At 33.2% G+C, this 12,333-nt stretch carries 7 protein-coding genes; all 7 read left to right on the top strand.

The genetic code is table 11. From position 1 onward, the window contains the following. The first annotated feature begins 152 nt into the window (after window positions 1-152). The 7 genes from FLB_RS13700 to FLB_RS13730 all read left to right on the top strand — a co-directional run bounded on the left by FLB_RS13700 (window position 153) and on the right by FLB_RS13730 (window position 12,116). A complete protein-coding gene (locus FLB_RS13700; RefSeq protein ID WP_197488970.1) occupies window positions 153-3,263 on the top strand; it encodes a SusC/RagA family TonB-linked outer membrane protein in 3,111 nt (1,036 codons plus the stop codon). A gap of 10 nt (window positions 3,264-3,273) precedes the next feature. Further along, window positions 3,274-4,890 carry a RagB/SusD family nutrient uptake outer membrane protein gene (locus tag FLB_RS13705; protein ID WP_064716521.1) on the top strand — a complete coding sequence of 539 codons (1,617 nt, stop codon included), beginning with the start codon at window positions 3,274-3,276 and terminating at the stop codon, window positions 4,888-4,890. A 69-nt stretch (window positions 4,891-4,959) separates the two neighbouring features. Next, the gene (locus FLB_RS13710; RefSeq protein ID WP_064716522.1) at window positions 4,960-6,816 is read left to right on the top strand and encodes a S8 family serine peptidase; all 1,857 of its coding nucleotides are present in this window, start codon (window positions 4,960-4,962) and stop codon (window positions 6,814-6,816) included. Window positions 6,817-6,977: 161 nt separating this feature from the next. Then, window positions 6,978-8,924 carry a putative porin gene (locus FLB_RS13715; protein ID WP_064716523.1) on the top strand — a complete coding sequence of 649 codons (1,947 nt, stop codon included), beginning with the start codon at window positions 6,978-6,980 and terminating at the stop codon, window positions 8,922-8,924. Window positions 8,925-8,935: 11 nt separating this feature from the next. Continuing rightward, complete coding sequence (locus FLB_RS13720) at window positions 8,936-10,297, top strand: pyridoxal-phosphate dependent enzyme (protein WP_064716524.1); 1,362 nt, start codon at window positions 8,936-8,938, stop codon at window positions 10,295-10,297. A gap of 1 nt (window position 10,298) precedes the next feature. Next, window positions 10,299-10,784, top strand: coding sequence for a 3'-5' exonuclease (locus tag FLB_RS13725; protein WP_064716525.1), 486 nt, complete (start codon window positions 10,299-10,301; stop codon window positions 10,782-10,784). A 63-nt stretch (window positions 10,785-10,847) separates the two neighbouring features. Then, window positions 10,848-12,116, top strand: coding sequence for a DUF2851 family protein (locus tag FLB_RS13730; protein ID WP_064716526.1), 1,269 nt, complete (start codon window positions 10,848-10,850; stop codon window positions 12,114-12,116). Window positions 12,117-12,333: the final 217 nt, after the last annotated feature.

A 12,333-nucleotide genomic window follows, 5' to 3' on the forward strand; every position in this document is an offset into this window, starting at 1 on the left:
GTATACCAACTTTTTTGTTGAGAATTATTTAAAATTTTCACATTTAGCTATTGTTTTATGAACATTTGTTAATGTATTTATTTTGTTATTTGTTTGGTATATTAAGAATTTATTATGATTTTTGTTGCATAACTAATTCAAACAATAATAATATGAGATCAAAATTCAAATGGATTTTTTCTTTGCTATTGGCGATGTCAATGCAATTTGTCTTCGCGCAAGAGAAGACTGTTTCAGGTACTGTTACAGACGAAACAGGAGCTGTACCAGGAGTTAATGTGGTTATTGCAGGTTCTAAAAAAGGAACGCAGACAGGTTTTGATGGTAAGTACACTATTAAAGCAAAACAAGGGGATGTTTTAGTGTTTTCTTTTATTGGGTTAGAAAATGTTAGAATGACGGTAGGTGCATCCAGTACTTTGAACGTCGTCATGAAAGAACAAGCTGCTCAAAAGTTAGCAGAAGTTGTTGTGGAGGGATATGGAAAAACTTCTACTAAAGCGAAAGCAATTGGTTCCACACAAACTGTTTCTGCAAAAACAATTGAAGGGAGGCCAAATGTAAACGTACTTCAGTCATTACAAGGGCAATTAGCAGGAGCAAATATTGCTTTAGCTTCTGGCCAACCAGGAACAAACAAGATTGATGTAATTATTAGAGGAGTGGGTTCCCTTAATGCAAGTACTGAACCTTTATATGTTATTGATGGCGTGCCTTTGACTCAATCTTTTTTTAGAAATTTAAATCAAAATGATATTGAAACTGTTTCAGTATTAAAAGATGCGTCTGCAACATCTGTTTATGGTAATAGAGGGGCTAATGGTGTTATTGTTATTACAACAAAAAGAGGTGAATTTAATCAAGATTTATCATTTTCATTATCTTCTTCCTATGGTGTTTCTGAATTTAGAGGAGATAAATACAATGTAGTAGATGCAAACACGCATTTAAAATTGCAGAATTTAAGAAAAGATGGCCCTGGTTTTACTGGTTCAGGACCTGGTTTTACTTTAGATCCGAATAATATTGATGCTTATAAAGTGAATACAAATTGGAAAGATATTTTCTTTACACAAGGAAAAACATCAAGTCAGGATTTAAGTATCACGTCGGGTAGTGCAAATGTTAAGAATTTTACATCGATTGGTTATTTTCAACAAGATGGAATTATACCAACCTCCGATTTTAAAAGATTTACTTTAAGATCAAATCTTTCTGGAAAATCATCTAATAGTAGAATTACTTATGGTTTGAATTTAACAGCGGTTTACTCTAAAAGAAATCAATTAGAGCAAGAAACTAGAGCAGGAATTAATAATAACGTGCTACAAAATCCATTAACGGGATACCTAAATTCTGCACGTTATTTTAGCCCAAGTACTTATGTAGACGGTCAAAAGTTGTTTAATGATTTTGGTTCGCCAAGCTTAAACATTATTCCATTTATGTTAATGGATTTATACGGTAAAAATAATGCACCTAGCTTTTTTGATGAATATAAAACCATTATTTCTGGGAATTTTGGATATAAAATCACAGATAATTTGACATATAGAGTAACAGCAGGTGCTGACTATACCGAAGATAAGAGAACCTTTGCTATAGGTCCAAATGCATATCTTTCGATTGTTAGAGCTGTAGGTGCTGGTCAACCCTTTCATGGTTTAGAAACACAAAGAAGTAATAGAGAATTTATGTTTAATGCAACAAATCAGTTAAACTATAAAAAAGTTTTTGGAGAAAAGCATACGTTAGACGCTTCTGTTTATTCAGAGTATATGAAAGCGCACAGAAGAAGTTTTGGTTATCAACAGACGGGTTTAAATCCTTTACTTTGGTACCCTGGTGCGGGTACAGGTTATATTCCTTATAATAATATAACAATGCCATTGTCATATGCTCCATCGGTATTCGGTTCAATAATTGATGCTGGTCTATTTTCATATTTTGGTACAGTTGATTATGATTATGATTCTAAATATGGTTTCGCTGGAACCATTCGTAGAGATGCTAGTTATAGATTTACAGATGATAATAAATGGGGTACTTTTTGGTCGGTAGCTGGTAGATGGAATATCTCTAAAGAAGATTTTTTGGCAGGAAACGAGTTTGTTAAAGACTTGAAATTACGTGCTTCATACGGAACAACGGGTAATCAGAATATTATATCAAGGGACGTAGATTCTGATGTTTCTACTATTTTTCTTGCTTCTCAAGCTGTTAGAAGTTTGAATAATATACAACAAGGATATGGTAATACAACTTCTTTTGGTGTTGCAACGTTTGGTAACCCAGATTTGAAATGGGAAACTACTACTCAAGCAAATATTGGTTTGGATTTTGACTTTATGGGAAGACTTTCAGGCTCGTTAGATTTCTATAAGAAGGTTACTACTGATTTATTTACTTCAATACCAATTTCTTCGGCGAATGGGGTAACAGCTATTAGTGGGAATAATGGTTCTTTATCTAACAAAGGAATTGAATTAAGTTTAAGATATGATATAATTAAATCGCAAGATCTAAAATTGTCTATTAATGCTAATGGTTCTTACAATGATAATCAAATCGATGATTTAGGAGTTTTAGATCCAGGTACCGGAATACAAAGAATTGGTTCAAATTTAGCCAATGTGGTTGGTCAACAATCTAATCAGTACAATTTGGTTCCTTATTTAGGGGTTAATCCAGTAAATGGTAACTTATTGTTTTTAGACAAAGATGGTAACGAAACAGAAAATCCTACTGATGCGGATAGAAGATTGACTAATAAAACATATATTCCAGTTTATCAAGGAGGTTTTGGTTTAGATGCTTCATATAAAGGATTCTTTGTAAATGCTGCTTTTGCTTTTGCTGCAAAGATCTATAGATTTGATGATGATTATGCGGGTTTAATGGATATTAGAAGTATTAATCCATTTCCAGTTTCAAGAGATATCTTGAATGCTTGGACCCCTACAAATACTAATTCTTCGGTTCCTTCATTAGATAATACCAATTACGATGCAGGTGATATTTCAGATAGATTTTTATTTGATGCTTCATATGTTAGATTGAGAAATTTAAGTATTGGCTATAATGTACCGGCTAAGTTTTTAGAAAAAACTTTTATTAAAAGTCTGAGAATTAGACTTCAAGGAGAAAATATTTGGACTATCACTAAATGGAAAGGTTTTGATCCTGAAAGTTTTAGATCAAATGTAACTGGTTATTTCCCAACCCCAAGATTGTACACTTTTGGTGTTGATGTTAATTTTTAAATAAATAAAAATGAAAAAACGAATATTACTTTTTAGTCTTTTTGCAGTCTTACTTTCATGTAATGATGCAACAGAAATTATTCAAAAGGGAGAATTGAACGATGCTGCATTGTTTGTATCGGTTGATAATATGCAGAATTTCCTTAATGAAACTTATGATAGAGTCTCAACTCAAACAGACATTCAGGTTGCTTCATTGCTTACAGACGAAGTTGCTATAGGTAATTCTTTGACTACAAATGACACGCAACGTTTCTTTATAGTAACAACTAATGGTCCTGCTGCGGCTTTGTGGAATACGCATTATAATGCTATAAATTACACTAATCGTTTAATAGCAGGTGCCAAGCTTTATACACCATCAGCTTCAGAATTACCTCGTTACAATTCTATTATTGCTCAAGCCAGAGCGTTGAGAGCTTTTTGTCATTTTCAATTGATGGTATATTTCTCAACAGATTTGAGTAGCGATGCTGCACTTGGAGTTATGTTAGTAGATAAAGTGCCTACGCCAAATGAAGACATACCAAGAGCTACTAACGGTGATTTGTTTAAGTTCATTAATGAAGATTTAGCTTTTGCAGAAGCTAATTTAATTGCTCCAACTGGGGCAGGTGCGTATAAATTGGTGACTAAAAATTTCATCACTGCTTTCAAGGCCAGAATGAGTTTGTATAGAAAAAAATATACTGAAGCTTCTGCTTTTGCAGATGATTTACTTGCGAATTCTGGAAGAGTTTTGTCTACAAGTACAGTAACTATTCCTAATTTTCCGGCGACTTCATCGGTAATTCCTAGTCTAGCGGGTTCTACAACTATTAATGTTGATCCAGGAGCAGCTAATCCAGTTCAGAGAGCGCTTTTTCAAATGGACCAATGGGTTGCAGCTTCTAGTCCTGTATACAGAAGAATGTGGGTTGATGCTGAGCAAGGAGAAATTTTGTTCGCTATAGACAGGCCTAACAATAGAAATAATTTTAGTAGTGTTTATAATACTAACGGTTCTTATTTAACAGGAGCGCCATTGTATGATATGGGGAGAAGTTTATTTGATTTATATGCTACTAGTTTAGGTGGCGGAGCTGAGGATTTTAGAAGATGGTGTTTTGTAGATAGATCAGCTACGATATCAGCTACGCCCAATACTGCTACCCGTACAAATGAAGTTATTGTTATTGATAAATATCCTGGTAAAGCTGGTTCGCATACTTCAAATGACTTAAAAGTATTTCGTTTGTCTGAAATTTACTTCATTAAGGCTGAGTGTTTGGTAAGAGCAAATAATCTTGCAGGTGCAGCTAATTTAATACGTCAAGTACGTCAAGCTAGAAGCTATACTGGAGGAACCGTGCCAACTCCTACATACGCTAATGCTGCTGCAGCTTTTGCAGATATTTTACTTGAAAGAAGAAAAGAGTTGTCTTTTGAAGGACATCGATATATCGATTTAAAGCGTTTAGGAGCTGATGCTAATGTTTCAGGTACCGATAGAAGTAGTCAAGATGCTATTAATTCATCAGCTACTAATCCTGTTAATATTACTATTAGTGACTATAGATTCACTTTGCCTATTCCGCAATCTGAAATCAATATTAATCCTTTGATTCAAAACGCAGGATATAATTAAAATTAATTTTTAGTAATTATAGACCTTCTACATTTTTCTTTTGTAGAAGGTCTATTTATTTTTATTGGTATGAAAAATTTTTTAGTTGTACTACTAATTACAAATTTTTGTTTTTCGCAGACTAAGAATGAAAGAAAAGTAATAATGTCATCTTATGATCTTATTGAGATAAATAAACTTAAAAAAAAATTTGAAAGTAATTTTCTTTTACAAAAGAAATTAATTAATGATTTTAAATTTAAAAATAAGTTTGCAGAATCGGATAATTTTTCGTTGCAAAGAATTTATGATGGTTTTCCTGTTTTTTATACTGTTCATAATGATGAATCTGCATTGACAATTAGAGCAAACGAATTGTATAATGGTGGAATTTTAGGTTTGAATTTATCTGGAAGTAAAATTTTAGTTGGTGTATGGGATGGAGGTAAAGTTCGCTCTACCCATAGAGAGTTTTCAGAAAGTAGAATTTTTTTAGGAGATAATCACGATGTTTTAAGTAATCATGCTACACATGTTACAGGAACAATAATTAGTGCAGGAGTAGAGCCTCGTTCTAGAGGTATTGCTTATAAAGCTTCTGCAAAAACATATTATTGGGATTCAGATTTGGTTGAAATGACAAGCTTTGGGGCTGATGGTTATCTTGTTTCTAATCATTCTTATGGCTATACGATAACTAGTTTCCCTAATTGGAGATTTGGATCTTATGATCAAAGTTCTTTGGATTTTGATTTGATTTCAGAATTGTTGCCTTATTATCAAATTGTTGTTTCAGCTGGTAATTCAAGAAATGCATCTCATCCTCAAGTTTCATTAAAGCAAGGTTATGATATGTTAACTGGTATAGCTTTATCTAAAAATTGTTTAACGGTTGCGGCAGTCAATCATGTTTCTAAGTATGAAGGAGCTGGTAGTGTAATTATGTCTAGCTTTAGTAATTATGGCCCACCTGATGACGGGAGAGTTAAACCTGATATAGCTTCTAAAGGAGTTAATGTTTATTCTACTGTCTCTAGTTCTGATGATGCTTATGATGGTTCTTATAGTGGTACTTCTATGGCAGCTCCTGCTATAACAGGTTTGATTTCTCTGCTTCAAGAACATCATTATAAGTTGTATGGAAAGTATATGAAGGCCGCTACTATTAGAGGGTTAATTTGCCATACAGCTGATGAAGCGGGGTCTAATGATGGTCCAGATTATGAATTTGGCTGGGGCTTAGCGAATGCTGGTAATTCAGCTAAACTAATTTCAAATAAAGATGCTAGTTCTGTTATTCAAGAAGTACTGTTATTTGATAAAGAAGTTTTTCAAAAGGAAATTCAAATTAGCAAAGTACAAGATTTGTCAGTTTCATTATCTTGGACTGATCCAGCAGGTTCAGTGAATAAGTCTGGAATAGAGGATAATAGAGTGTCAAAATTAGTAAATGATTTGGATATTGTTGTTGTAAGAGATGGACAAACTTTTTATCCTTGGAAACTTGATCCTTTGGAACCAACAAAAGCAGCAACTAATAATTCGGATAATCTTGTCGATAATGTAGAAAAAATTTTAATCAAAAATGCTCTACCAGGAGTTTATCAGATTAAAGTAAGTCATAAGGGAACCTTGCTAAAGGGAGATCAAGAATTCTCATTAATCGCTGATGCAGCTAATGGATTAACGTTGTCAAGTAATGATTTTGCTGTTGAAAAATCTATTCAAATCTTCCCAAATCCAGCACAAGATTTTGTTTCGTTTTCTTTGCCTTCAGAATTTAATCTTAAATCTATTAAAGTTTATGATGTTTTAGGTAAGGAGGTTTTGTCTACTGATGAATTTAGCAATAATCAATTGAGAATTGGTAGTCTTAACAAAGGGGTTTATTTAATAACTTTTGTTAGTGATGCTACTACTGTAACTTCAAAGTTTATTAAAGAGTAACCTTAAATTTAGAATATATCGAAAAGGATTAAGAACCTAATGGTTTTTAATCCTTTTTTTATGTTTTAAATCTTTATGATTTTGTTTGTGCAAAAAGTGATTATATCATTTATCTTTGCTGACTAAATTTGATTTCAAATTTCTAACATTTTATATTTTCGATGCGTATATATTTTTATATCCCTTTTTTGTTTGTTTCCTATATGGCTTTCTCCCAAGCACCAAAAAAAATAAACTCTCAAAGAGAAAGTTCTAAATCTACCGACACAACCAAAACCAAAGTCGCCACAATCGATTTGTATAGAATTATTTCTTTGGATCGTGATACCACTTATATTGATACCTCCTTGACAATCAGAAAAGAGTATTCGCACAACTACTTGCGAAAAGATAATTTCGGTCTTTTGGCTTTTCCGAATGAGGGGCAAACTTATAATACGCTTAACTATGGTTTGGTCAAAAATGATATTTTTCCAGAGATGGGGTTCAAAGCAAAGCACTTCAGTTTTATGGAAGCCAATCAAATTCGATATGCGTCTGTGGCTACTCCTGTAACTGAACTCTATTTTAAAACTACTATTCAACAAGGACAATCTTTAGATTCTTACTTCGCTGTTAATGTGAATGAAAATCTTAACTTTTCTATTGCTTATCGTGGGTTGCGATCCTTAGGAAGGTATATCAACCAATTATCAAGTTCAGGGAATTTCAGATTCACTACCAGTTATCATACTAAGGATTTCAGATATATCGCCAACGGACATTTTACCTATCAAGATATTCTAAATGGTGAAAATGGAGGGATTACAACCGTTTCAGATTTCGAAGGGGAGGATCCAAATTATGATAATCGAGCGCGTTTAGAGGTTTTTTTAACCGATGCAAAATCATTTTTGAAAGGTAGACGTTTGTTTTTAGATCACGAATTTAGAATCAATAAGAAAAAGGGAGCGAATAATTTATTGCTGAACCATCAATTCAATTACGAAAATAAATTCTTTGAATACAATCAAGCTACAGTAGCATCAACAGTAGGAAACTCTTCTGTTATGAGATTTGGAGATTCTTATTCTTCGAGCAATATCAACGACCAAACGCATTTTAATAAAATGTATAATCGAGTTGGCGCAGTTTATGAGAATACAACACTAGGCAGGTTTAATTTTTTTGTAGATGATTTTAGAAGTAACTATTATTACAACCAAATTTTAATTGTAGGTTCAGACGTAGTTCCTAGTTTGATAAGTGAAAAGATTAATAGTTTTGGTGCTCAATACAATTACACAAAAGGGAAATGGAACGGAAAATTTTTGTATTCCCGATCTATTACAAATCAATCATTGTCTAATCTTGAAGCTAAAATGGTTTTTGACTTAGACGAGGATAATCAGTTTTCTTTTGAATACCTAAACAAAAATAAATTAGCCAATAATAACTATAATTTGTATCAATCAAGTTTTGTGAACTACAATTGGTCGAACGATTTTAAGAATGAAAAAACAAATAGCATTTTAGCTAATGCTACGACTCAATGGGTGAATTTTTCTGCTCAATACACCATTTTAAAAGATTTTTTATTTTTTGAAGATATAACGACTGCTGCTCAAAAATTAGAGAGACAACAGATTGTTGCGCCTAATCAGTATGATAAAACAATTAATTATTTATCGATAAAAGCAAGTAGGGAATTCAATTTTGGAAAATTTGGTTTTGATAACACCTTTTTATATCAAAAAGTAACTCAATCTGATGCAATTTTGAACGTACCTGATTTTACGCTGAGAAGTGCCTTTTATTTTTCAGATTCTTATTTCAAAAATAAAGCCTTGTACTTGCAAACCGGAATTGTGTTGAACTATTTTACATCTTACTTTGCTAATGACTACAATCCAGTTGTCGGAGAATTTTTTGTGCAAAACGACAAGAAAATCGGTAACTTTCCGTTGTTTGATTTTTTTGTTAATGCTAAAATTCAACGAACACGCATCTATTTAAAAGCAGAGCATTTTAACTCACTTTTTTCTTCTAATAATTACTTCTCAGCTCCCAATACACCTTATAGAGATTTTACGGTGCGTTTTGGTTTGGTTTGGAATTTCTTTAATTAATTTTTTCACAAATGAAGTTTTCACAAAACATATTAGGCACTATTGGTAATACGCCATTAGTGAAATTGAACAAGATTGTTAATGGAGTTGATGCTTTGGTTTTGGCCAAAGTAGAAACTTTCAACCCAGGAAATTCTGTAAAAGACAGAATGGCCATAAAAATGATTGAAGATGCCGAAGTTGATGGTCGTTTGCAACCTGGAGGAACAATCATTGAAGGGACATCTGGAAATACGGGGATGGGATTAGCCTTAGTAGCGATTGTAAAAGGCTACAAGCTAATCTGTGTAATCTCCGACAAACAGTCCAAAGAGAAGATGGATATTCTTCGTGCGGTTGGTGCCAAAGTGGTGGTATGTCCAACAGATGTTGAGCCAACAGATCCACGTTCTTATTATTCCGTTTCTAAACGTTTGGCCGAAGAAACGCCTAATTCTTGGTATGTAAACCAATATGATAACCCATCGAATGCTGTAGCGCATTATGAACAAACAGGTCCAGAAATTTGGGAACAAACCGATGGAAAAATTACGCATTTTGTGGTTGGAGTTGGAACCGGTGGAACTATTTCTGGCGTTGCAAAATATTTGAAAGAGAAAAATCCAAATATCAAAATATGGGGTATTGATACCTATGGTTCCGTTTTTAAAAAATACCACGAAACGGGTATTTTTGATGAAAACGAAATCTACTCTTATATCACCGAAGGAATTGGAGAAGACATTTTGCCTAAAAATGTTGACTTTTCTCTAATTGATGGTTTTACAAAAGTAACCGATAAAGATGCGGCAGTGTATACAAGAAAAATTGCACTTGAAGAAGGAATTTTTGTTGGGAATTCTGCAGGAGCTGCTATTAAGGGATTATTGCAACTTAAAGAACACTTTAAACCAGAAGATGTTGTTGTAGTATTGTTTCATGATTCAGGAAGTAGGTACGTTGGCAAAATGTTCAATGATGATTGGATGCGCGAAAGAGGATTTTTGGAAGATGAAATTACAAAAGCGGAGGATGTAATTAAAGATCATATAGATAAACCCTTAGTTATTGCAAGAACAGAAGAACTAGTGTCTCACGCAATTGAGCGTATGCGTAAATACAAAATCTCTCAAATTCCTGTGGTTGATGTTACTGGATTTGTTGGGTCTGTAGATGAGTCGTTGTTGTTTCAAAGTTATATTACTGATAAAAATACGGCCGATCGTCCTTTGAGAGAAATTATGGGAGCTCCATTTCCAATTGTACCAATGGGCACTCCTATCGAGGAAGTGTCAAAATTATTCACTCGTGAAAATGCGGCTGTTTTGATTGATTTGGGTAATGGAAATCATCATATTATTACTAAATACGATATTATCGGATCAATAAAATAAAATGAGCACCTTCACTGCAATAGATTTTGAAACGGCAACGGCCTATCATCCCTGTTCGGTTGGGATTGTTACAGTCGAGGGGGGAATCATTGTAGATGAGTTTGTTACTTTAATCCAACCGCCAAATAATTTTTATAATCCATTCAACATTCAAGTGCACGGGATTTATCCCAGAGATACCGCAAATGCTAAAACGTTTGTAGAGGTTTTTCCAGAGATTGCAAAGCGTCTTAAAAATAGAGTAGTTGTAGCTCATAACGAAAGTTTTGACCGAAATGTGTTGTCCAAAACGATGGCTTTGCACGGTTTAAATTATGAGGATTTAAATATTGGCTCCCGATGGGAATGCACCGTAAAAATTTATAAAGCCAAAGGATTTAAACCTGCAAAATTGAGCGACTGTTGCAGAATAATGAATATTGCATTAGATCATCATGAAGCATTATCCGATGCTAGAGCTTGTGCTAAATTGTATCTATTGAAATAATTTTCTTTCATTTAGGTTTTTTTTAATACATTAGTAGTCAATTCATTTGAATCGTCTACCAATATGAAAGAAGATTTTTTGCATTATGTTTGGCAATACCAAAAGTTAACATCACTTGAGTTACAAACAGTCAAAGGAGAAACTATTTCAATACTACATCCAGGGTATTATTTAGAATCTGCTGGGCCTGATTTTTTCAATGCTCAAGTCATAATTGGTGATCAAAAATGGGCAGGCAATATCGAAATCCATGTCAAATCTTCCGATTGGTATTTGCATAATCATGAACGTGATGCGGCTTATAATAATGTTATTTTGCATGTAGTTTGGGAACACGATTCGGATGTGTTTGGTTCTAATAATGTCGAAATTCCAGTAGTGGAGCTTCGAAATTATGTTGATAAAGAGCTTTTGCTTTTATATAAGAATTTAATAGCTCAAAAATCTTGGATTTATTGCGAAAACCAAATCCAAGAAGTCAATTCATTTGTGGTTTCCAATTGGCAAGAACGTTTATTTTTTGAACGTTTAGAACGAAAATCTCAGTATGTTTTTGATAATTTAGTTGTTACCCAAAATGATTGGGAATCAGTTTTATTCCTCTTGTTAGCTAAGAATTTCGGTCTCAATACAAATGGGGTTTCTTTTTTTAAAATTGCGCAATCCATACCTTTTTCGGTGATTCGAAAAGAAGCCTCGGATTTGCAAAATCTAGAAGCACTATTTTTCGGAATGGCAGGTTTGTTAGATTACGATAAAGAAGATACCTATTTTAAGGACTTACAATTTCGATTCTATTACTTACTTCAAAAGTATGCTATTGAGAAAGTCAATACAGAGCCACTTCAATTTTTCAAGCATAGACCTGATAATTTTCCAACTATTCGGTTGTCTCAATTAGCGAATTTATACCATCAAGAGAAAAATCTTTTTTCCAAAATCACCAACGAATTTTCGTTACCCTTACTTTATGAACGCTTTGCTGTAACTACTTCAGATTATTGGCAAACCCATTATCAATTCGATAAAATCAGCCCTAAAAAGAGTAAGAAACTCACTAAATCCTTTATTGATTTATTGTTAATCAATACCATAATTCCAATTCAATTTGCGTATGCAAAAAATCAGGGAAAAGAAATAACAGAGGAATTAATCGCTTTGATGCAATCTCTAGATTCAGAAAAGAATGCAATTTTAGACAAGTTTAAATCAATTGGAATTTCCACCAAAAATGCTTTTGAAGCTCAAACATTACTTCAATTAAAATCAGAATATTGTAATAAAAGTAGATGTCTCGATTGTGCTATTGGTTCAGAATTACTTAAGCAATAGTCTTTTTTGGAGCATAAACAATCAGAATTCTTGGATTCATTGTTCCCGCTGTACGTTATATCTTTGCCTTTTTAAAGGAAAAAGGCAAAGGATGCCACTCCCATCGGGGCTAGTAGTTGGCAATTGGTTTTTTTGCAATCATTTGGTATCCTCTTCTAAATAGTAAAGATAAAAATGTAATTTTGTTTAACCATTTCATTAATTCAATTGCAAAACA

It is taken from the genome of Flavobacterium succinicans, assembly GCF_001662485.1.
In the GTDB taxonomy this organism is placed as follows: Bacteria; Bacteroidota; Bacteroidia; order Flavobacteriales; family Flavobacteriaceae; genus Flavobacterium; species Flavobacterium succinicans_A.